The organism is Cytobacillus sp. FSL K6-0265 (assembly GCF_038003465.1).
Lineage (GTDB): Bacteria > Bacillota > Bacilli > Bacillales > Cytobacillaceae > Cytobacillus > Cytobacillus stercorigallinarum.
Map to the genome: position 1 here is coordinate 2,151,524 of NZ_JBBOPE010000001.1, position 23,156 is coordinate 2,174,679.

23 protein-coding genes and 1 pseudogene are annotated in these 23,156 nt (G+C 32.8%); 12 read left to right on the plus strand and 12 right to left on the minus strand.

Translation table 11 applies throughout. The features are described 5' to 3' along the window. Positions 1-219: 219 nt before the first annotated feature. The 5 genes from MHH73_RS10975 (at position 220) to MHH73_RS10995 (ending at position 3,100) form a co-directional block, all read left to right on the plus strand. Complete coding sequence (locus MHH73_RS10975; RefSeq protein ID WP_191811683.1) at positions 220-543, plus strand: PadR family transcriptional regulator; 324 nt, start codon at positions 220-222, stop codon at positions 541-543. Positions 544-557: 14 nt separating this feature from the next. Beyond that, positions 558-1,175, plus strand: a complete 618-nt coding sequence (locus MHH73_RS10980; protein WP_191811682.1) for a DUF2812 domain-containing protein — start codon at positions 558-560, stop codon at positions 1,173-1,175. A gap of 33 nt (positions 1,176-1,208) precedes the next feature. Beyond that, the gene (locus tag MHH73_RS10985) at positions 1,209-1,601 is read left to right on the plus strand and encodes a helix-turn-helix transcriptional regulator (protein ID WP_191811680.1); all 393 of its coding nucleotides are present in this window, start codon (positions 1,209-1,211) and stop codon (positions 1,599-1,601) included. A gap of 73 nt (positions 1,602-1,674) precedes the next feature. Then, positions 1,675-2,436, plus strand: coding sequence for a hypothetical protein (locus MHH73_RS10990; protein WP_191811678.1), 762 nt, complete (start codon positions 1,675-1,677; stop codon positions 2,434-2,436). Between the two features lie 190 nt (positions 2,437-2,626). After that, the gene (locus MHH73_RS10995) at positions 2,627-3,100 is read left to right on the plus strand and encodes a staygreen family protein (RefSeq protein ID WP_191811676.1); all 474 of its coding nucleotides are present in this window, start codon (positions 2,627-2,629) and stop codon (positions 3,098-3,100) included. A gap of 744 nt (positions 3,101-3,844) precedes the next feature. Here the strand turns inward: MHH73_RS10995 and MHH73_RS11000 are convergent. From MHH73_RS11000 to MHH73_RS11025, 6 genes are all read right to left on the minus strand, one after another. Beyond that, the gene (locus MHH73_RS11000; RefSeq protein WP_341066757.1) at positions 3,845-4,807 is read right to left on the minus strand and encodes an MFS transporter; all 963 of its coding nucleotides are present in this window, start codon (positions 4,805-4,807) and stop codon (positions 3,845-3,847) included. Positions 4,808-4,818: 11 nt separating this feature from the next. Next, positions 4,819-5,100, minus strand: coding sequence for a WxL protein peptidoglycan domain-containing protein (locus MHH73_RS11005; RefSeq protein WP_341066759.1), 282 nt, complete (start codon positions 5,098-5,100; stop codon positions 4,819-4,821). 87 nt (positions 5,101-5,187) lie between these two features. Then, positions 5,188-5,925, minus strand: coding sequence for a WxL domain-containing protein (locus tag MHH73_RS11010; RefSeq protein ID WP_341066760.1), 738 nt, complete (start codon positions 5,923-5,925; stop codon positions 5,188-5,190). 46 nt (positions 5,926-5,971) lie between these two features. Further along, positions 5,972-6,736 carry a WxL domain-containing protein gene (locus MHH73_RS11015; RefSeq protein WP_341066763.1) on the minus strand — a complete coding sequence of 255 codons (765 nt, stop codon included), beginning with the start codon at positions 6,734-6,736 and terminating at the stop codon, positions 5,972-5,974. Between the two features lie 28 nt (positions 6,737-6,764). Continuing rightward, positions 6,765-7,079, minus strand: a complete 315-nt coding sequence (locus MHH73_RS11020; RefSeq protein WP_341066766.1) for an LPXTG cell wall anchor domain-containing protein — start codon at positions 7,077-7,079, stop codon at positions 6,765-6,767. A gap of 19 nt (positions 7,080-7,098) precedes the next feature. Continuing rightward, on the minus strand, positions 7,099-10,251 hold the full coding sequence (locus MHH73_RS11025; RefSeq protein WP_341066768.1) for a pectate lyase-like adhesive domain-containing protein: 3,153 nt from the start codon (positions 10,249-10,251) through the stop codon (positions 7,099-7,101). Positions 10,252-11,251: 1,000 nt separating this feature from the next. On the opposite strand from MHH73_RS11025, the gene MHH73_RS11030 reads away from it, so the two are divergent. The 4 genes from MHH73_RS11030 to MHH73_RS11045 all read left to right on the plus strand — a co-directional run bounded on the left by MHH73_RS11030 (position 11,252) and on the right by MHH73_RS11045 (position 13,131). Continuing rightward, positions 11,252-11,650 carry a MarR family transcriptional regulator gene (locus MHH73_RS11030; protein WP_341066770.1) on the plus strand — a complete coding sequence of 133 codons (399 nt, stop codon included), beginning with the start codon at positions 11,252-11,254 and terminating at the stop codon, positions 11,648-11,650. Between the two features lie 172 nt (positions 11,651-11,822). Then, entirely contained in the window at positions 11,823-12,137 is a 315-nt protein-coding gene (locus MHH73_RS11035) for an ArsR/SmtB family transcription factor (RefSeq protein ID WP_191811650.1), read from the plus strand. An 80-nt stretch (positions 12,138-12,217) separates the two neighbouring features. Continuing rightward, the gene (locus MHH73_RS11040; RefSeq protein ID WP_251161591.1) at positions 12,218-12,646 is read left to right on the plus strand and encodes a DMT family transporter; all 429 of its coding nucleotides are present in this window, start codon (positions 12,218-12,220) and stop codon (positions 12,644-12,646) included. A 14-nt stretch (positions 12,647-12,660) separates the two neighbouring features. Then, the gene (locus MHH73_RS11045) at positions 12,661-13,131 is read left to right on the plus strand and encodes a DMT family transporter (protein ID WP_191811646.1); all 471 of its coding nucleotides are present in this window, start codon (positions 12,661-12,663) and stop codon (positions 13,129-13,131) included. Between the two features lie 266 nt (positions 13,132-13,397). Here the strand turns inward: MHH73_RS11045 and MHH73_RS11050 are convergent, their stop codons facing one another. Both MHH73_RS11050 and MHH73_RS11055 read right to left on the minus strand, forming a co-directional pair. Next, positions 13,398-13,670: a hypothetical protein gene (locus MHH73_RS11050; RefSeq protein WP_341069875.1), complete on the minus strand. Its 273-nt coding sequence runs from the start codon at positions 13,668-13,670 to the stop codon at positions 13,398-13,400. A gap of 1,026 nt (positions 13,671-14,696) precedes the next feature. Further along, positions 14,697-14,840: pseudogene (locus tag MHH73_RS11055) on the minus strand (IS3 family transposase); the annotation flags it as partial. 202 nt (positions 14,841-15,042) lie between these two features. On the opposite strand from MHH73_RS11055, the gene MHH73_RS11060 reads away from it, so the two are divergent. Together MHH73_RS11060 and MHH73_RS11065 are read left to right on the plus strand one after the other, a co-directional pair. Continuing rightward, a complete protein-coding gene (locus MHH73_RS11060; RefSeq protein WP_445662520.1) occupies positions 15,043-16,566 on the plus strand; it encodes a spore germination protein in 1,524 nt (507 codons plus the stop codon). Positions 16,567-16,636: 70 nt separating this feature from the next. Next, a complete protein-coding gene (locus MHH73_RS11065) occupies positions 16,637-17,725 on the plus strand; it encodes a GerAB/ArcD/ProY family transporter (protein ID WP_191811630.1) in 1,089 nt (362 codons plus the stop codon). Positions 17,726-17,786: 61 nt separating this feature from the next. On the opposite strand, the gene MHH73_RS11070 is transcribed toward MHH73_RS11065, so the two are convergent. Together MHH73_RS11070 and MHH73_RS11075 are read right to left on the minus strand one after the other, a co-directional pair. Further along, positions 17,787-18,872: a Ger(x)C family spore germination protein gene (locus MHH73_RS11070; protein ID WP_341066776.1), complete on the minus strand. Its 1,086-nt coding sequence runs from the start codon at positions 18,870-18,872 to the stop codon at positions 17,787-17,789. Between the two features lie 568 nt (positions 18,873-19,440). Beyond that, complete coding sequence (locus MHH73_RS11075; protein WP_341066777.1) at positions 19,441-20,853, minus strand: FMN-binding glutamate synthase family protein; 1,413 nt, start codon at positions 20,851-20,853, stop codon at positions 19,441-19,443. 261 nt (positions 20,854-21,114) lie between these two features. On the opposite strand from MHH73_RS11075, the gene MHH73_RS11080 reads away from it, so the two are divergent. Continuing rightward, complete coding sequence (locus MHH73_RS11080) at positions 21,115-21,855, plus strand: YqjF family protein (RefSeq protein WP_341066780.1); 741 nt, start codon at positions 21,115-21,117, stop codon at positions 21,853-21,855. 37 nt (positions 21,856-21,892) lie between these two features. Here the strand turns inward: MHH73_RS11080 and MHH73_RS11085 are convergent, their stop codons facing one another. Together MHH73_RS11085 and MHH73_RS11090 are read right to left on the minus strand one after the other, a co-directional pair. Further along, positions 21,893-22,432 carry a hypothetical protein gene (locus MHH73_RS11085; protein ID WP_191811623.1) on the minus strand — a complete coding sequence of 180 codons (540 nt, stop codon included), beginning with the start codon at positions 22,430-22,432 and terminating at the stop codon, positions 21,893-21,895. 118 nt (positions 22,433-22,550) lie between these two features. Next, complete coding sequence (locus MHH73_RS11090) at positions 22,551-23,153, minus strand: hypothetical protein (protein WP_191811620.1); 603 nt, start codon at positions 23,151-23,153, stop codon at positions 22,551-22,553. Positions 23,154-23,156 lie beyond the last annotated feature (3 nt).

Sequence of the window (23,156 nt, forward strand, 5' to 3'; positions counted from 1 at the left end):
GGTGGCTTTTTTTAATGCCCGAATTTACAAGCATACAAAAATTAGTGAAAATAATTCTATTAGAACCATGTTCCAAATATTCAATAGATAAAGAAAAAACAAAAAAGTCATTAAGTAAGTAAAAAAGAAAATTAATAAGGGGCTTATTGAAATATACAGTTAGACTGTATATAATTGAACTATATAGTTTAACTGTATATTTTGTGTTGGAGTGATTCAATGGACATAAACAAATATTCGCCATTAACCGAAACAACCTATTATATTTTATTATCATTAATTGAACCTTCACATGGATATGTCATGATGCAAAAAGTGGAGCAATTAAGTGACCACAAGGTGAAAATAGCGGCAGGAACGATGTACGGAGCCATTGAAAATCTAGTCAAACATCGGTTAATAAAATCTGTGCAAAGTGATGATAAGCGTAGGAAAACGTATGTAATCACAGAGAAAGGCATCGAGGTACTAAAACAAGATTACAAGAGGATGAGCCATATGATTCACATTACTGACAACTTGTTCTCTAAAACCGATAAATAATGGAGGGGGAGAAGATGCGTAAATTTAAGCTTTTTATTGACTTTGATAAAGAGGAACAATGGTTAGAAGAAATGGCGAGTAAAGGATACCAGTTAGATAGCACTAATTTCGGCTACAAATTTCGTTTAGCTGAGCCAAAAGCGAAAAAAATCAAAATAGATTTCAGAAAGTTTCGTCATTCAACAGACTTTTGGGATTATATTACACTGTTCGAGGATAGTGGTTGGAGACATTTAGCTGGATCAAAATATTCAGGAATCCAATATTTTGAGAAAGTCGATGACCGAGCAATAGACGACATTTTTTCAGATAATGATTCAAAAGCAAAAAGGTATAAGCGCTATGCCCATTCTTCTCTAATACTTGCCATCAGTAACTTTCCACTTTTAATTTGTCTTTATTTTACAGGCATCATTGATCCAGTTTATCTCATTCGACCAAGAGAACTTTACTTAACCCCGGGGCTATGGGACAAAAGTGGAACCTCATTTTGGTTTTCGTTTATTTTTGAGACACCTTTTGCCTTGTTCAGAGGGGCAGCTTGGACATTCATTCCACTGTCTATTCTATCCTATTTATTCTTTAGTTATAAAGCAAATAAACGATATATTCAGTCAATGATTAAAAAATAACATGATTCATCATAGCAAAGGTAGGGGAGAACGATGGAAACAGAATTAAAGAGGGGCTTTCTTGTCAGACAAAGAGCATTTTTGAAATTGTATTTACTCAAAATGATTGAAGCGAATAAACGTTATGGTACTCAGTTTTTAGATGATTTAAGAACCGAATTTAAACCATATGGATATCATCCTACTCATTCCGAAATCTATAAAACATTACATGAATTAACGAGAGAGGGGTGGGTGAGAAGAGAAAAAAAGTTACTTGGAGAACCTGGCGTAGATTTTCAAGAAATTATCATTTATCATTTTACGGAAAAGGGAAAACAAGAATACGAGCTGTATAGAAAGCAAATGAAAGTGGAGCTTGACCGTTGTTTAGGACTGCTTAATCAAGCCATGAGTGATCATTATGGACCGATAAAAAGAAAATAAATTTTTCATGTCTTTTTTGCATTTTTCTTCCAATAAGGGACATCCTAATAATAATGTTAGGAGGGTCTTTACAATGAAGAAAGAAGTGCTTGTCGCATTAACTGCCTTTTTCTTGATGAGTTTATCCACCATGACCGCTGTATATGCTGGTGCAGATAAGAATGAAGAGCAAAAAACAGTCATTACCCAAGAAGCAGAGCTTTCTGGTAAAGCGTTAAAAGAGACGATAAAGATTAAAGGGATCCGCTATGAAGAAGAAGCTGGTTTTTTTAAAGAATTATCATTAGAAGTAGAAGATAATCTAAAAAAATCTGTCAAAGTAGATTTAGAAGCAGGGTTTGACCCACGATTAAAAATCATTGATTTTAATGATGATGGTAAAAAGGAATTACTAGTGAAAATCAATACAGAAGATAGTGGAGAAAATGCTGCATACTATCTTTATAGTTATCAAGATGGGAAACTAATTAACTTAGGAGTGCCTGATCCAGTCATTTCTACTGCGCAATTAGAGGATAATTACGAAGCTGTTATCGCAGTAGAAAACGAAAATAGAGAAGTAACGTTTGATTTAGCTGGAAATGCAAAAGCGTATGAAAAGCTCGGTATATATCATAAAGGGAAGTTAAACGAACCATTTGAACTAACTGTTAACTCTTACAGTATGCTGACTCCTTTTGAAAATACAAAGGGAGAAAAGGGTTTGAAGGGCATGCAAAGGGTCACAGGTATAGACCATAATGATACTATTGCTTTTTTGCAATCTTTTTGGATAAGAGAAGATGAAAAATGGCAATTAATGAACGTAGAAATTTTGGATGTAAGAAACAAATAAGCCGTTATAGCCTATAGTTTATCTTCGCTTAAAAAAGTAAAGATAAACTATAGGTATTTTTTATGATATATTCATCAAGTTTGTTAACTTGTAGTAAAGGATAAGGGATAAATGTCTAACTAGCACAACTTTAGCTAATAGGCATATGATGTATAGAAGTCACCACTTTATAATGAAGGGGAAGGATACAATGAATGAAGAGTTAGATTTAACAAAATTAAAGGTTGATATTCTTGCTCCTGCAACAGATGTAAAGCCAGTTGAATATAGAAATTATTACTTTCGACAGCCTTATGGAGATGAACAAGCTTATTTGAGCATTTCCATTGAGGACGTACAAGACAATGAGTACAATCATTCTGATGCGCTCCAAGCGAAGTGGATACCGCAAATGGGGCAATATGTATTGTTCTGCCGTTTTCAAATTAGTAAAGGGGAATACACTGAACCTTATGCTAAGATAAGATTCCTTATTTATGAAAGAGAGATCAATAATTGGTTAATAGCGCTTGTTTATGGGGATCAACAATTTTTACAGCATTATCCTTGGTTGCTCGATTCACCAATCTACGTACAGTTTCAATCTGATTATACTGAGTTTAATAAGATACAATACTATGGAAACGTAAGACAGTTCTTAAGTAAAGCTTTACAGAGACAATAATATTATTATGTAAACTAAAAGTTATAAATCGAAGAATGGTTTATAACTTTTTCCAATTATGATGTATTGAAAAGTATTAAAAAATCATAACGAGACAATATTATTAATGGTCATGGCCTAAAAAGATAATTAATTATATGGTATAAACTAGCAAAAGTAAAAGAACGAAAACAAATGGAATCAAATCATTGAGTTACGTTATTTCAATTGGATTATTTTTAACAAAGTGAAATATAAATTCATGAATCGAACTAAAACTTGAACAAACATGCAAATTATAGTTGTTCAAAAGATTCCATATGGATTTGCTATTATTAATTATTGACAACAAAAAAGATTAAGATCATAAAATTTTATTCCGTCTCATTATTTTAAGTATACTTAGATATTGAGACAGAAATGATTATGATTATTTAACTTCCTATAATATATATTATGTAAACTAATAAAAATTTATATTACTAATAGGTCTCCCTCATTCCTGTTTAATTGTACAAACATAAGGATGCCAAAACTAATAGGACAAAAAAGTCTAAACTTCTTCCTCTATACGATTTTTGAAAGGAAAAAGTCTAAACTTTTATTTGATGAATCGCCGTAAAAACAACTTCATTATGGGGTCCTACCAACAAAACGTGGAAAACATACGCTAAGGAATCAACGGCTTTTTAAATTTTACTGTAAAAGTTTTTCCACATATTTTAGTATTAGATGTTAAGAAAATCCTTATTTTTTTCTAAGACTTTACTGGTACTCATTAATTACTTTATCAATCTGTGGACTTTGATTTCCCTTTCGGAATGTAATTAAGGCAAAAATTGAAGAAATCAAATACAGTAGAAATGCCAAAAAGTAGACATAAACAACACCCATATAGTCCGAAATCAGGCCTGTAATAAACACTGAAAGCGCAAATACCAAATAATAAAGATTATCCTTTGCGGCATACAATTTAGATAATGAGTCATCTAAAGTAACTTTTTGGATATAGGTTTGTTGAGAAATATCTCTTAATTGGTAAAAAGGGCCCATTATGACTACTAAAACAAGAGCTATCCAGGCAGTACTGTTAGCTGCATAAAAAAATATCAACATACTCACTAAAAATGAACTTACGATAATCCCTTTTATTAAATGCTTTTCAAGCTTTCTGGAGAAAATAGTTATCAGGATTCCACCTAAAATACTTCCTACATAATAACTTGTATTAATGAAGCCCCACCATTGTTCCCCTTTATTCAGTACTTCAATTACGAATACCAATGTTATACCGCCTATCCAAATTCCAGAAGCAATTCCTTCCAATATATCCATAGTTGTAATGGTTCTCATATGATTTTTTTTACTAAAAAGAATGAACCAACCAGCTTTGATGATTTCCCATTTCGGCAGTTTTTTTGCTTCCTTTATCTTTTTAATTTTTAATCGTAATGATGAGAAAAAAGAAAGCATCAAAAGAGTTAAACTTACTAATAAAACCCTACTTTCACCATAATAATTAATAGCTATTGTTCCTACAGACCATCCAAGTAAAGCAAATGATTGATCAGTTGTACTAATCAGGCTATTTGCTTTACCTATCTTTGTGTCTTCCACCAGCTCAGGTATTAGTGACATGCGAGATGGGGAGATAAACCCATCCATAAATGCTGCTAGTCCGATTAAAGAATAAATAAATGTTAATTGCACAACCTGATTGATATCCATACTTACAACACCTAATATGCATGCAATAATGTAGCACTTTGGATAATGGGATGAATTTTCACATCTGAATCAGTATCATTTCTCAAATTAATAATTAAGTCTTGTTTACTTCCAGGATCCATCATTAAATCAAAATACGTTTTGTCTTTATTAATTTGATTCTCAGGTATCTCTGTCTCAACTGCGAAATTAAATTCTGATGCTGTTATTTTCCATGGGTCATTAAGAGAGAAATCAATTAAAAGAATAGACATGGATAATAAAAGGATGAATGTCATACGTTGTCTTCTCATTTTACAGACCTCCATTAAAAGTAATACATCAAAAGTTTAAATGATGTATTACTTTTTATTACATTCTAGTATTTACATCACAATTTATTAGCTATTTCCAGGTGCATCTGTTAAGACCCAAGTAAGATTTGTGGAATATTCCTTTGCGTATTTAGTTGTGCTACCAGGAACAGTTAGTGATACACTAGTTGATATATTTTCGTCCCCTGCATCTCCAAAGCGAGCCACATATGTACCGGCTCCTTCACCTGCTTCAGCAGACATTACATCAGATAATACACCTGCTGTTAAGTCTATTTCACTTGAGACAGTACTTGGAAGAGAGGAAGCAGATGAAGTTTGAACATTAACATTTGAAATTAAAATAGCTGCTCCAGTCAATTCTTCAGCTTCTTCTGTTTTAAATTGCTCTTCTTGCCTTACTTGTAGAGTCCATCCTGTCTCAAGCCCCCTGTTATCACTCACCTGTACATAGTTTGCTCTTTCTTCCTCTATTCCATCAATTAATATAGTTTGTGGAGTAGCAAAATAGGTCTGGTCTTCAGAGGTAATCGCTTGTTCGCCAAAATCAAAAGATGACGCAAAGTCAATACTTAATGGTCCGGTAGTTCCTGGGGTTGGATCGGTTCCATCTGGATTTTTTGGTTCTACTTTTTCATCAGGATTATCTGGATCAATAGGATCTGTTATACCGGTATATGGTGTGAAACTGATTGTACCTGTTGTATCGTACTCTCCCCCATCAGCTGATGCTATTAGAGATCCTCCTATTAATAAGGTGGATGTGAACACTATACTTGATACTATTTTCAAAGGTTTTTTCATGATATTTATCCTCCTATATAATTCTATAAATAAATAATTCTTAATATTAATTTGTAGGTGAATCAGTTAAAATCCAAGTTAATTTTGTACTGTATTCAACAGCATCTTTTGGTGTACTACCTGGAATTGAAAGGGTAATTGCTGTATTTTTCAGTTCACCATTCACCTCTTCAACTTGACCAAACACATCTAGCCATTTTCCCGCTCCTGCTTTGTCTGTAGCTGTCATTACTAATGATTCTGCACCATTTGGATCTAATGTAATATCAGTTGTAACTGGAGCTGTTACGTTAGTCATATTTGTTACTGCGTTCCCATCAATCATGGAAATTTGTGCCCCAGTTAATGTGGCATTTAGGGTATTATCATTTGTAAATTGACCTTCTTGTTTAACTTTTAATGTCCATCCAGCATTACTACCACGGTTATCGGAAATTTGGACATAATTTGAGCGTAATTCTTGTGTTACATTCCCCTCAGTGTCAGTGATGTTAATTTTTTGTGGATCAGCATAATATGTTTGGTCCATGTTTGAAATTTCATTTTCACCAAAGTGTATACTTGAGGCAAAGTCTATGCTAAGTGGTCCATTCGTACCTGCGTTTGGATCAGATCCATCTGGATTTTCTGGTTTTACTTCCTCGTCTGGATTATTAGGGTCAACTGGTTCTGTTATTCCTGTATAAGGTTTAAATTTTACTGTACCTATTGATTCATACTCAGCACCATCCGCAACTGCAGAAAGTGCCCCTCCGATTAAAAGAACTGACGCTAAGGCTGTACTTGATAGTACTTTAATATATTTTTTCATAATATACTTCCTTCTCTGTTTATTTTATCTATTGACTATAATTCATTCTTAATAGAAGAATTGCTAATGAGATTATGCAAAAACCAAATAAAACATGTAAAAATCCTGTTTGTTCACCTGTCTGTGGTAATCGATTAAACTCTTTTAGTGTAGACGGACTACTATGCTTTTCTAACCCCGATGTTTCAGGTGAAGAATTTTTATCATGTTCATAAATATATTCACCATAAAAGCCAACACTTGATTTTGAGTTATATTCACCATTACCTTCAGCATTTGAGAGAGTGGGTAAAAAAATGAGTAAACTGATGAGTATACTAGGAATAATAATTTGTTTCTTCAATTAGAATTCACCCTTACTTCTATTGATTTGATGGAGTATCTTCTAAGGTCCATTTAATCACTGCTTCATATTTTCCAATTCTCGCTTCGCCAGATTGGGCTTGTACATATAGACCATTTTCAAATTTACCATTCCACAAATCAGAAATATAGAATGGTTCATCATCAGTATTTAAATGCTCAAAAATGGTTGTTGAAAAATTATTCAGTTCAGTAACTACTCCATCTTTTATATATACAATCGGTAAGGTTGAATCACGTTCTTGATTATAAAGAGGTTCTACTAGTGAACTTGATAATTTCCATGATGATTTTTCTTTTCGAGTATCTATGACACCTAGCTTTTCATTTAAAGTAACAACTTCAAATAACTGATCATTCGGGGAAATCTCTAATTGACTTCCAAATGAAATTATATTTGGAGCAACCAATGATAAACTACCTGAATATTCAACAATCTTAAAAATGGGGCCAGCTTTAAAAATAGCATCTTTATAACTTATGCTTGTATTTGGGTTTTGATTTCCCATTGGGTTATTTGTTGGAGGATTAATTAACCCTTCTACATCTAAAAGCCCACTATTATCGTTTAATATAATTTGGAGATTAGATCCAACTTGTAAGGGCAATAAGTTATCCGGTATTTCAAATGACCAGTTACCCTTTTCATTCACTCTGGCAGTAATCAGGTTGCCCTGAGTATCCTTTATAGGTTCACCATCTATTTCAACTATCACCGTCGAACCAATTTCATCTGCAGTTCCTATGATTTTGTTTGTTTTTTCATCTATTACTTCCAAATCAACATTAGCTGGATTGGGAGGTGTAACATCCATTACCTCAGTTGTTTTAGGTTGTCCCTGAATCCAGGGCCCCCTTGTCGCCATCGCTGAAATTTTTTCTCCTGCTAAATTAAATTTCGTATCTGTATATTCAACATACCCTTCACGATTCGTATATAATTTATGTGTATCACCAAATGTGTCTGTAAGATCAACATATGCCTGTTTTTCCGAAGCATATACCGGAATATAGTTTACGTTTCCATTTTCATCCAAACCTTTACCATCAGGTACTTCTCCTATTTTCACTCGTGCTTGAAGTGTATAATCCGCATCTGTATGTACCTTTTCATAGATGATATCTGGTAGGCTGTTTAATCCCGATATTCTTCTAAAATCTTGGGTTGAACTAAAATCAACCATGATAGTTTCATTTGTTGAAGTAACTGTCATATTATTATATCTAGTTGCCTCAATTAAGAAGTCGCTGACTTTTACATAGTTAAAATCTGATGGTCCAAGTAATTCTGATTTTTTCTTCCATAAATCTATATCGGAATCGCTGATTTGAAAGGTTGTATCATCTCCCATTCTTACTGCAGTCGAATTAGTACCTGTACCTGCATTTCTTATATCATAAGAAGCTGGTTCATTAAGAATAAATGAATGCCCTGAGCCTTCATCCATATTTATTAATCCTGTTGAACTATTACCAATAACATAAAGCTCTGCATTTTCCTCAACAATAAACTTGCTATTATCGGGAGTGTTTACGATTGACCTAAAGTTTATTACAGACCCATTTGATTTACTTGTTAGATTCACGTATGCTCCAGATTTAACTGTAAAAATTGAATTATCACGACTAAAGGCTACTGCATAACCAGGCATATTAATATCTAGTTTAGAATCCTCTCCTACAGTGATACTATCATAATGATGATATATCGCAGGATAGGTGGTTCCAGAAGTTTGTGATTGAGTAAGTTGAACGGCGCAATTTTGACCAATTGTAAATTCTCGAGAAGCTCCAGTATCACCTTCTCTAGCTGCAAGATTAAACCACATAATAGAAAAATTATAATAATTAACATTTCCTTTATATGTGGTCCCCTCTTCCATAATAAAACTACCTAAATAAAAATTTTCAGCACGTGTATTTATATTCATTTCACCATATACGGTTACTTCAGCATACTGAGCTCTTGCAAGTCTTTGCACTGTAGGTTCAGCTATAATATTTCCAAACTTATACTTCCACTTACCAGTGTAACTCCCAACTAATCTAGAACCTACAATGTCCTCTGCATACGCTCCTGCATATCTTTGAGCTAATGTGATATCATGCATATGGAAATTTCCCTCTCCACTAGTAGGATTACCGAGGTAAATAGAAGAGTAGTCAAAATTCACTTTGTTACCATTTCCGTTAATTTCTAAATCCCTTCTTACCTGATAAGTAGATAATCTAGTTCTATTAGCAGATGTTTCTGTGGATGCATCCAAATTTTCCATAATATTAATTTTGTTGATTTCTGGATTTCTCACTGCGTTAACAAATTCATTCCAAGTGTTCACATCTATTTCATTAGCAACTAGGTCTATAACGTCTAAATTGCTTACAGAATTAAAATGATCATAATCCGCTTCTTTGTTGTTTTCTATTCTAAAATTTTCTTTAGCATAATCACCTTCATTTTCTGTATTTGGTTTGCTTCCTACATCTTTATCTACTGTAACACCTTGACTTTCTTCAACAGTGTCATTATCTGTTCCGGATTCTTGGTTGCTTTTTTCATACTCTTCTTCAGAAATTTGACTTTCTTCAACAGTGTCATTATCTGTTCCGGATTCTTGGTTGCTTTTTTCATACTCTTCTTCAGAAATTTGACTTTCTTCAACATTGATATTAACTATATGAGTAGTTTGACCATCTTTACTAGCAACTATAGGAAATTGTCCCACATCCTCAGCTAGTAAATATAAATCTAATAATTGATTACCCATTTGAGAATTATCATATGTAATATTAATCAAATTGGTAGAAGAGTCATATTCAATCTTAGGTGGATTGGTTATATTTTCTAATGATTGTTTTGTTTGATCGAGTGCATATTTTAATCCACCGGGAATATGAAGTTGAATGACTACTGCTTTTGAATTGGTTTCCTCAATAGTAGTTGATACCGTTATTTTGAAAGTTTCGTGAAGTTCAATTTTTTTCTCTTCTACCTCAAGTAGTAAACCATTAGAAGCATTTACAGAATGAATTGTGAAGAAGTTTTGTATGTTCATAGATGTTATCAATATAGCAATAATAAATATACTTAAGCCTGCTCTTATATAGTTTTTTTTTCTTCTTGCCTTACCTGTCAAACGTCTTTTTCTCATTTTTTCTTTTTTCACCTCTTCCCTTTATTCGATTTTCAAACTGAATAATAATATTCTAAACTAATATTCTTTAAACCTGCCATTCAACTTTTACTTAATATAGAACCATTTTTGAAAATGCAATTATTTACCTTCTTCTATGTAAGGGGCGTTTTCTTTTTTATTTTATGCGCCTCTATGGATGTATGTCCTTGTGGATAAAACAGGAATACTAAAATGCTCTACAAACAATCATCAAAATGTAAACAGATGAGACATGTGGTACATAAGTCAATAAGAAGCTCATAGAGAAAGAATAGTATTTTTGAATCGGTAAATTCTTCTTGTTTTCTTTCTTATAAAAGGATTAGGACATAATAGAAGCTCCTCCTAAGTGTGGGTTCGAAGAGTAGAAGAAACGGTCTATATAAATTATGAGGAGAAATAGAAAATGTTGTAAAAAAATGAGGGGAACGTTTAAACTAATTTACTCAATAATTGGGTGTAGAAGTTTACTCATCGTGGAGGCACAAATCGTTCATTTCTATATGCTATAACACGTAGTCGAGCTGTTAAGTGATTTAACGAAGTTGATGAAATTTTACTGTTTATATCACGTTTATTTTATGATTTTGGATATATATTATTTACGGATAACTAATATTACTAAAATAAAATTTGATATAAACCATCGAGTATGCCAAATTAGACTATTTCAATATATGAAACTTAACTTAATGTGAATATATTTATAACAGGATACTATACAGCATTTAAAAAAATGAAAAATAAAACACTTACAATTCGTGTGTGGTTTTGGTTTATACACTAAGCAAAATAATATCAGATATTACTTCATTAATATATTTTTTCAGAAATTACTAGTATAATAACTTTTTTTGAAAATAAAAATTTGAATAATTAAGATATTATTTATCATAGTGCATCATCTTACCTTTTTAAGTTATTAAGAGAATGTCTTCCTGTTCAAATAATCCAATAAATAATGAGGTGTGAAAAAATGGTTTGTAAATATTGTCTTAAGAAATTTCCGTTTTCAAAAAATATTGATGAAGCAATTATTAATCCGAATGGAACAAGATTTACTTACAAAACAATAGATAACCTAGAAATAATTCTCCACTTATATCATCATGAAAATATAACAATTTTTGATATTTCCAAAATACTTCAAATGAGTAAACTTACTATCAGTAAAATATTAGTTGAATTTGGTATTTCTCATCCTGTTACAACCAAATTAACTATTTATGATGAGAAAGAGATAAATATTACTTACAATTTATTGAAAAATACCCCTAATTACATCAAAGATCCAAGCCTACTAATTAGAAATTTGGCTCGAGAATATAAAGTAAAAACATCAACTATTAAGTCAATCGTACATAGTGATAACTAAAATTACTTAGTCGGTTAAGTTAATGTGTTTATACACAGCTGGTGATTTTGTTAATAGAGTAAATTTGCATATCTTTAGTTTTACGTATAATTCTCCCTCCCTTCTTCTGCCTTTGTTAACAACGTTTAGTTTAGCAATTTGACATATATAGAAGTATCGATATAATAGCAATATGGAACCTATCGATATTTTTAAAGCATTATCTAATGAAACGAGACTAAATATCTTACTGTGGTTAAAAGATCCAGAGAAGCACTTTCCAAAACAGGGTGCTCACCTACCTAAGGAAGTGAGTTACAAAGGCGGAGTATGTGTTGGAGATATACAAGAAAAGGCTAAAGTTTCCCAATCTACAGTGTCACACTACTTAAATATGATGCAGAAAGCAGGATTATTAGAATCTGTTCGTTATGGTCAATGGACTTATTATCGAAGAAATGAGGAAGCTATTAGTCAATTTGCGGAATATTTTAAAACGGAAATCTAAGTTTTTATGATTTTCGTATTTTTTTTAATGCGTATATCGATAATTCTAGATATTTAAATTTATGACAGGAGGATTTAATCATGCGGTTTATTGCATATATTTTTGCATTATTGGCCGGAATGGCACTTAGCTTTGAAGGAGCTATTTACGGTGAACTAGGTAAAAATATTGGAAAATTAGAGACTAGTTTTTACAACTTTATTGTAGGTGCAATCATTCTTGGTCTATTATGGTTATTTTTTGGAAAAGGTAATTTATCATACGCAGTTAAAGCACCTAAATGGTCCCTTTTAGGAGGAGTATTAGGTGTTGTTTACTTAACAGCAATAGTAATTAGTATTCCATTTGTTGGAGTTGGGATCACTATGGTTGCTGTAATCCTTGGCCAATTGATTATGAGTATGGTAATTGAGCATTTTGGATGGTTAGGAACAAATAAAGTGAAAATTAATAGAGAGAAAGTTTTAGCTGTCATTTCAATGATGATAGCACTCATATTAGTTAACTAGGAGAGGTTTTTATTATGGGAATTATTATGATTTTGTTTACTATAATTGGTGGTATAACATTAAGTGCACAATCAGCAATAAATGGATCATTCAGCCGTAGAGCAGGTACAATTGAAACTACGTTTTTAACATTTATAACAGGCAGTATGTTATTGGCCCTTATCATATTATTCTTTGGTCAAGGAAATATATTTGCCATATTTGACGCACCTCTTTGGCAACTAAGTGCCGTTTTCTTAGGTGTTATATTTTTGCTCTTTAATGTTTTTGCTGTTACAAAAATTGGCGTTATAGCTACTAGTATTACGGTGATAATCGGGCAATTAGTCATTAGTGTTGTAATTGATCACTTTGGATGGTTTAATAGTTTAATTATTCCACTAGATACTAAACGATGGTTTGCTCTTTTATTTATGTTAATAGCCTTATATTTCATATTTAAAGGGAATAAGCGTTCTGTGGTAGAATCGAAACAACAAAAGTAGTTAAGGTTACTTCACTTAATGCATTTAAGAATCCCCTATTAATCAGTATGTCATTAGGTAGCATAGCTAAATCATCTCAATTTTTTTACCGCAATGAATTTAACTATTATACTTCAGCTCTATTAGAGCGGGACTTGCAGTTCATATCTAATTAGGGTATAAAGAATCAACAAAACCAGTCATCAACACTATAGATGACTGGTTTTGAATTTGACTCTGTTAAAAGCATCAGTCTGTGTTTTACCTACTATTTCTAACTTTTGCTATTAATGGATAGCAACCTCGCTTTGATATTTTAAGTCCCCTGCTGCTTTCACCCTTACTCTAGTTGCATTTCCTGGCAAGTAGGCCAATGGGACATCCTCAATATCTACAATTTCTATACTACTTGGTTCAGCCCCAGCTTGCACAGCTTGGACACCAAAGGTTGAATTCTGCCTATCACAATTCTCAAAATAGATATGTATCTTACAAGAATAGTGGCGAAAGAACCTTATAGCAATCGTCGTTATTTCACTTTTGTATAATTCAGATAACAACAGGATCACCACTTTTACTGAGATTAAAGTTATTATAACAAATAATCGAGATGTCCCATTGGTATATTGACGCATTTAGATCAATTTCACTTTAAATGAACCTTATGAAAAATAAACATCCTTTTATATTATATAAAGGTGAATTAAGGTCGCGCATCCCAAGGCTTAAGTGAGCCAATGATTGTGAAATCCCTCTCTGATTGCATGCTGTCAGTTGAATGATTTTAAGCTTACATTGATCTTTGTAGTTTTATTGGGAGGATTTGATACTTTCGATGTCTGAACTGCTCCTTTTTCAAGATAGAGTATCCACGGTTCATTTTGTAATTGCTCGGGTACTTAAATGGTAGGAGAAAAATCGAAAAATCTGCTATCTATTTACTTAGAAAAGCTATCCATTAATGGTTCAATGTCAGCTCCATAACATCCGATTTTTGCTGATTAGGTTGATTTTCTTTTCGTTATTTGTTTGCACCCAAGAATGAGGATAGATTGAGTATTTATTCTTTCTCTTAATGGAAAAATGTATGACAAGGTGGCTTTGTCATACGGTTTGATAAAACAGTTGAGAAAGTGACTATTGAAGGGTTGGCGTAGCATGGAAATTCCAACTACTACTTGGAAACCATGTATTCTAAGGGATACCCATTCAAAGTTGCTGAACCATTAAAAATGGAAAATAGCAAATTAAACATACTTTTACTTTTAAATCCTACATACTAGATTTGATATATGTGTTTTTTGTAATTAAGTAGTTTCTTCAGCATATAAAGGGTGATACTAAAATTCGGGGGTTTTAAGGATGGAAGACAAAATGGGAAATTACCATTTTTTCAGCCTCTTCTAGTAAGTTTTCTTTCAGCATGTAATAAGGGTAAAAAAGACTATAATAATCAAGATGAAGTAAAAATATCAATCCTGTTCGATTTGACAGTGATACGAATTCAAATAATAATTATCAATTCCTTTTGATTCAAGAGGGGAATAAGTTGGCCAAGAGCCAATTTTATACGTAATAATTACTCAGTTAAACAAGTTTAATACAGGCGATAAATAAAGCTTCTCACAAAACTTAAATTCAGTAATATCTGTGATCTTTTTTTCATTTGGGGCATCTGCAGTGAAAAAATGATTTAAAATATTTGGGGCAATTTTACCAACTTCTTTTTTACATCCTCATTTTCCATACGTAAACGTTTGAGTGCTGCATGATGCGCTTCTGGAGAACCTACCTCTTTAATTTAATTTTTCCTCTGCTCTTCCCCTAATATTAATCAATTTATTGGATAACCTATAAATACAAATAACCAAAGAATCAGTATCGGAAAAAAACCTTCTATTTCAATGCAAATATATAAGGAGGGCTTTACCCTTGCTAAAATGGCTTAACCAATCGAAAAAGACATTATTTAATAAGAATAATGACGATACTGAAACAGAATTTAAGATAGATGATTTAATTAAAGCGTTAAAACCATCGAAAGACTTTCAACGGTTTGAATTCAAAACTGAAAGTACTAGTTGCATTATTAGCTATATGAATACTTTAGTGAACCCGGAGTTTATACATCGTGATGTTCTGTCGCATTTAACAGAGAACGCCTTTACTAGCCTAAAAGAAATAGAAAAATTACTTCCAATAGAACAGAAATTAATAACTGATGATGTAAAAGAAATCCAAAAGAAAATAATGACTGGTTCAATTATGATTCAATTTAGTGAACATGATTCGAACTGTTTACTGATACCTGCTGTTACTGTTGAATCGCGACAAGTAACAATACCAGAAGTAGAGTTTAGTGTAGTTGGACCGAAGGAAGCATTTGTGGAAACACTTGATATAAATATTAACTTAATCAGAAAGAGACTTCCACTTCCGCAGTTACATTTAAGAGAGATTGAGGTTGGGAAAATATCAAATACACGAATCGCTGTTCTTTTTATTGATGGCATCGCTAATCAGGAAAATGTTAATACAGTAATACAGCGATTATCTGATATTGAATATGACAATATAATTGATAGTTCGTATATAACTCAAATGATTTCTGATAATAAAAATTCACCTTTTCCACAGCTGCTCGATACGGAACGTCCTGATCGTGTTTGTGCAGTATTAACAGAAGGGAAAATTGTGATTCTAGTTGATGGTTCACCGCATGCCCTATATGCTCCTATAACAATAGTTGAATTTTTCTCGGCATTTGAAGATTATTTTCTTATTTGGCATATGGCATCTTTCTTTCGATTGATTCGTCTATTCGCTGTAGCTTTTTCAGTTTTTTCTACTCCTTTTTATATCGCAATATTGACATATCACTTTGAAATGTTACCGATAAATCTTTTAGCCACCATTTATTCATCAAGAGGAAATGTCCCATTTCCACCAGTGCTAGAGGTGCTAATAATGGAATTTGTTATCGAACTATTGCGTGAAGCTGGTGCTCGATTGCCTAGTAAAGTCGGACAGACAATTGGTATCGTTGGCGGTATTGTAATTGGAACAGCTTCTGTAGATGCTGGTTTAACTAGCAGCGTATTACTAATTATTGTAGCACTTGCAGCACTTGCATCTTTTACAACACCAGTCTACCAAATGAGCAACACCATTCGCTTCATTCGCTTTCCTTTTATATTATTTGCACATTTGTGGGGATTTGTCGGAATCGCTATTTTATTTGCAATTACAATTTGCCACCTATTAGGATTGACCTCTTTAGGAAGGCCATTTATTGAACCTATATTTCCGCCACGTTTAACGGATTTAAAAGATGCCTTTTTTCGTATGCCTTTCAATCGTCAGGCTAAGCGTCCAATCTACCAAAGACCTGAAGACTCGAATCGTGCAAATTCAGTTCGCTTAAATCAAAAACATGATAAGAATAAAAATAAATAAGGAGCATAGAGCTTTTTAACTTAACAGCAAATGAATCTTGAACAACTACTATGGAAATTTGGTGAGGTTTATGCGAAATCTTTTAAAAGAAAACTTACTTATTTCACCCTTCCTTGTCTTTTATCTGATTCATTCAATGCAGACAGGTATCTCTGTCCTCGACTTAAGAGGAATAAGTAAGTCTGCTGGACACGATTCTTGGATCTCAATAATAATATCTGGGTTAAGTATACATCTTCTAATCTTCATCTTATATCGTATTTTAAACAAAGGACAAGGAGATTTAATTGCTATTCACAAGGAGTTGTTTGGCAAATGGGTTGGTGGTTTTCTTAGTCTGCTGTTTATTTTATATTTATTAATGCTTTGTTTCACTGTATTACGTTCATATATCGAAATCATACAATTATGGGTATTTCCGCAATTAACTCCATGGTTTTTTAGCTTAGTACTTTTAATAGCTGCAGGTTATTTTGTGATTAACGGACTTCGAGTTGTAACTGGGATATGTTTTTTAAGTACCCTATACTCGATACCAATTTTACTAACATTTCTTTTCCCCCTGAAATTTGCTCATTTCAGTAACTTGCTTCCTGTAATGGACCATAGTTTTAGAGAATTGATTGATTCAGCAAGAAATGCCACATTAGGTTTGAGCGGATTTGAATTATTATTTATGTATTACCCGTTTATTAAGCATCCGAAAAAGTCTGAAAAATGGGCTCATTTAGCAGTCATAGTCACAACACTTGTTTATGTCTTTATAGCCCTAGTTACTTTCGTTTTTTATAATCAAGGTCAGCTGCAAGAAATATTATGGGGAACAATCACAATTTGGAAAATTATCGAATTTCCATTCTTTGAGCGTTTTGAACATTTAGGAATAGCTGCATGGATATTTATTGTATTGCCAAATATTTGTTTGACATACTGGGGAGCACACCGTGGAATTGTAGAGATATTTTCATTTAACAAAAAACTTATTTTGAGTGTGATCATAATCATTTTAGTAGCTGCTTCAGGATTAATTGAAGATCGGACAAGTATCGAAGCACTTAGAAGATTTTCAGGAGAAGTTACTTTCTTTTTTGTATATGGTTACATCCCTATCTTGTTTATTTTACAAAGGCTTATATTGAAGCTGAGAGGGGGTAAATAAAGTATGAATACCCCCTCACAAAAATTTAAAAATAACTTTAAATCTATTCGTTTCTGTTTTTTTACTCAGTAATACCCTTTTCTATAATATCGAATTTAATTTTGACATCTACGGAGGCATCTGGATACAGTTCCCGCCATTTATCTGCTTTCCATCCCCTTGTTTGGCTTCTAACTCTATCTCCAAAACCAAGTGGATCAATGCCCTTTTCTTGAAAATCTTTAATCATTTGTAAACTTCTTTCCTTTAATTGTGCCTCTAACATTTTTTCCATCTTCATTTCATCAGCCGCATTCTGCAACTTAATGTCAGAGATAACTTCATTAATAAAAGCTTTAGCTTTAACAGTGATCTCAATTTCTGGACTGGTCATCCCCTTCTTTATTTGATAATCCACTTTCGATTTTATAGTTTCCAATGCTATATAAGTATCCTCTTCAGGAAAAGAGGCCTCGTACGTCCCATAATCTATATGTTCATATAACATTTTAAATAAGAAAAGCTTATCCCCCCGTATAGCATCTATGTATTTATCTTCTTTAAATAAGGCTAGACCAGTAAGCTTAATTTTATCGTTTTGTTTTTGGACAAGCACCATAAAGGGATCTTGACCTTTAGCTGAATAATTGTACATAAACTCATGATAATTTGTTGAAGGTAAATTTCCTGTTTTATGATGTTCAAGAAGATTCTTTAAATAACGGGAAGGTGTTTCTTCAAATGCGTATGTCCCTTCTAATAATTCCTTGGCGTTTCCTTCAATTACACAAAAGTCAACCATTCTTCCAATAGATGGATGTCTTTTAAGACCATCAAGAATCTTAATAACACCTTCTTTCGCTAATTCTTCCCCGTAGACAGCAACCAACACTTTACCCACTGTAACAGGTTTAGGCGACTCATTTTGAGCACTTCTTGCAGCACCATATCCAGTAAAATTCACATCGCTGAGGGTTGTGTTAGTCACTTTTTTTTCCTTACCTGTACTGAAAATAGCAACATCCAAAGTTAATTCGTATTTTTTTTTGTCAGCAGAATCATAACCGATGCCTTCCGCAATCTGAAGATCTTCAATTGTTTTTGTCTGAACACAGCCTACAAGTAAATAAATACAACAGATAGGGATGAGCGACTTTTTAATTATCATTAATATACTCCTTGACATTAAAATTTACCAAATTAAGGTCAGGTTATCATAGATATTTGATAGTGACATTGATTCAATATCATTATTCCGCACAAACCTTTATATAATGTGACAACTATTCATATATTATTGGACTTTGTTGCAAGTGCAGAGATTGCATAGTTTCATGTACTAATACTAAATATATTAGTAAATTTAATAATGGTATATTTTAAATTTATTGGAAAAAGCCCTAAAACTATAGGTGAATTTAGAAAGAACATTAACTTTTAAAAATAGATTAAATATTATATACAAAAAATAATCTCAATTGTTATAAATTATTCTTTGTTAATTGCCGTAAATTATGACAAGATATATTGAAAATATACCAATACATTTATACCCCTTCATTAGTAAATCAGGCTCTTTTTCTATATGATCAAATACCTATTTTTAACTAACTTGTATTTAAAAAAAGGATTTAATAATTTTATTAAAATCCAATATTGTGAACCAATAATTTTTAGAATACTATCTGGAACCATCTTATACTCAAACTTATTTATGTTAATAAAATAATTGATGATTATTTCTCTTTATGGTTGACTTTCCAAGGTTCAAATGAAAATGGAATTCCCACCATTTTAGCTGTTAACTCATCATAGGATACTAAATCTTTTTTTGAAAGTTCTTTTAATGAGCGTTTCCCCATTGCTCTTAAGGCCATTTTCATTTCTTCAATGCTCGCTGTTAAAAATTTTTCAGCAGTTTTTACCCCATCTTCAACCTTAAACTGATCCTTGAATTTACCTTCATTCCATACAACTTGTGTAGGTGGTTCGAAAGGAATTGCCTTAAATATTTGATTATGTGCCACCGTAAATAAAATAGCAGATCCCAAATAAACAGCATCAGCACCTAATGCCAGTACCTTTAAAAAATGTCCTGGAACAAAAAGTCCACCAGAAACAATTAAACTAATTTCTCCTTTCATATTTCTCTTCTTTAAATGATTAACAGCACGAACAATTGCATGTAAGGTTGGAATCCCCATATCATCAGATAAAATCGGCGGTGCACCCATTGTAGCTGCTTGACCACCGTCTATCGAAATAAAATCCACACCTAGATAAATTAATTGATCGATGTCCTCTTCTATCTTTCCGCCTGCCCCCATTTTAACACCTATAGGAACACCCCCAGATACAGTTCGAAGTTCATTAACAAGCTCTTTTATATCATCAATCGTTTGATCTTCATAGAAATTATCATAAATCACAGCATCTTCATTTTCTTTCAGTCCCATTACATCACGAGCACGTCCGGTTAGATTTTTTGGTGAAATTTTCGTACCCACACCGAATAGTGCACCTTGTCCAAGTTTAATTTCAATCATATCAGCACGTTTAATTAAATCTTCGTCCTTTGACCATTCCGCTTTTGAAAATTGCAATATATATTTCCCTGCAGCGTTTAATTCTTCAGGTAAAACGCCTCCTTCTCCTGAATTAATTGCTGTTCCTGTATTGTTAGCTGCTTCTGCCAATGCAAGCCTTACTTCTTCGCTCAGTGCGATGCCATAAGCCATCCCACTGATCAGTAATGGTATTTTTATTTTCATTGGCTTCTTTGCTTTTGGTCCAATTGTTACTTTGACATCTACCTCTTCTTCGCCATCTATAGGAAATGGTGTTGTTTGTGTAGGGATAAAGTTAATCGGATCAAAATGTGGCCACTTTTTTGAAGAGCCTAATGGACGATGGAGGACATCGCCTGTTTCGGCACGCAAGCTGTTTTCTAGCATATTTTGAATTCCCATATGGCGTAAACCCGGCAATATTTCCATAAGATTTTCTTGATATCCATCGGTTAGTATGATTTTCCCCATTTTTTTCGCTATTTTTTTTATCATCCAACGCCAACCAATAAGGATGAAGATGAAAAAGATAAATAATATTGAAATCATCACAAAAGAAAAATAGTATAAGATGTTCGGCATAATCACTTCTCCACTTTGTATTAATAAACAACCATCATCTCCATTATTGCCCAAATTAAAATTTATTATCATATTGATATAGAACACTAGCAAGTAGTACATATGTAGTTCTAATAAAATTCATCTTAAGGGGAAGGCTAGAAATGATTTTAAGATTGAACAATTACTAATGTAATAAGACGTGCTTCGGGTAATTTTTATTAACATCATTTTCTCATGGATTATAGTGTTGCCATCTAACATGGAAAGGAGAAGATTTTCTTGAATATTTTAAAAGATACCAGTCATCGACCATTTTCAATATATTCAAAAAAATGGATAATGAGACAAACATGGAGAAACCTATATTTTCTTCATTGGCCTGTCCCAATTGAAGCGCTACGTGCACATGTTCCTGATTCATTACAAATTGATACCTTTAATAACTATGCTTGGTTAGGAATTGTTGCATTTGTTATGGAAGGAATCTATCCTCGCGGAATACCTGCTGTCTCAATAACCCCTAAATTTCCTGAAGTCAATTTAAGAACCTATGTTAAATATAATGGTAAACCAGGAGTCTATTTTCTTTCTTTAGATGTCGAGAACTGGGCTTCCTATAAAATCGCAAAAAAATGGTATCGTTTGCCTTATTATCCTGCACAAATTACTTTTCGAAATGACGATCAAATTTTTCATTGTACGAGTGTCAGAAAAAATAACAAAGCCCAAATAGCGTTTCGTGGGACGTTAAGACATTCACAAGAAGTAATTTTTGCAAATTCAGGCACTCTTGATCATTGGCTTACAGAGAGGTATTGCCTATATAGTACCGATTCTAATGGCACCATTTATTGTGGGGAAATTCATCATGGGCCATGGCCGTTACAGAAAGTAGATATAGATATAGAGGTGAATACACTTTTTTCACCTTTTAATATTGATCTTTCTAATAAAGAACCGATATCTCATTTTTCAAAAGGAGTTGATTCTCTTATTTGGAATATTAAGAAGCTACATTAAATTAAGAAGACGTAGACTCTCTTTTAAAAGAGTAACATTAAGGTCGCGCCTCCCAAGGCTTAAGTGAGCCAATGAGTGTGAAATCCCTCGCTGATTGCATACTGTCAATTGTACCTGCTGATATTTCTTCGTGTGTGAGCCACCTGGAAGATGTTCCGTTATATTTGAAGCCTAGTTGGATGATTTTAAGCTTACATTGGTCTTTGTAGTTTTGTTGGGAGGATTTGATACTTTCGATGTCTGAACTGCTACCTTTTACAAGATAGAGTGTCCAAGGTTCATTTTGTAATTGCTCGATTTGTTTGTTCATTATAGGAATAGCGTTGGGGGCTGTATTATGAATCCATGCTAAAACAGTGTGAATGGGACCGCCTTCTTTGTGAGCAAGGGTAATCTCTTCAATAAGTTTGTCAGTATCAGTGTAATCTAAAAGACGATAAGTTGTATTTGATTGCTCTAGGGATTTGCTCTTTCTTCCATAGATTCTTGTTTGAGTCGTGCGATCAATTAACCATTGTGTTGTTTCCTTTAACATACCTGTTCCTCCAAAAATGAGCGTATGTCCAAAGTTTTTCATATTGCTTCTCCCTCCTTCTAATTAACTGCGATGTTACTGCGAGCGCATACATAAAACTTCCATTTATCAGCGATTAAACCCTCTTTTTTACAAAATTTCCTTGAAGAATTTTGACAGTTTAAAGAACTTGCTTCTTGTATCGGAAATATTTCTTTTCTAGTTTTGCAGAAGTTGCAAAGATATATTGGTAGCTTTGCTGAATAAGCTGAATTAAATCATTTAGTTGCACATCCGATTCATTCATTACTTCTTCTCTCATCTCTTTAAGTGATTGATGAAAACCTTTAATGTCTTCATATTCCATAATGTCATAGAGTGTTTCCATATCTTCATATGATGTATAGATGAACCGTTTCATTAATTCGTGTAATCTTTTTGCTTTTAGATGGTAATCAATATCTAAATTAAAAACATTAGAGTATAGTAATGCTTCATTAGCAATCTCTTTATATTTAGGTTCAATCTTCGTCGTTATTAAAAGTAGTTTTGAGGTGGCGGTAGATAGAAAGATTTCCTTATCACGATGCCAAATGGTTACTCTAACACCGTAGTAGGTAATCATTCCGCCAATAATCGCTCCAACAAATCCGATCAAACCAGCTATAATGGTCAAGTCCCATTCAAACATGATATGTAAACAAGCCCCTAGAACCAATGTAATACATAATAGTAATAGAGTAATGATGATGATTAAGAAGCTGTTTTCCTTTTGATGAATCATTGC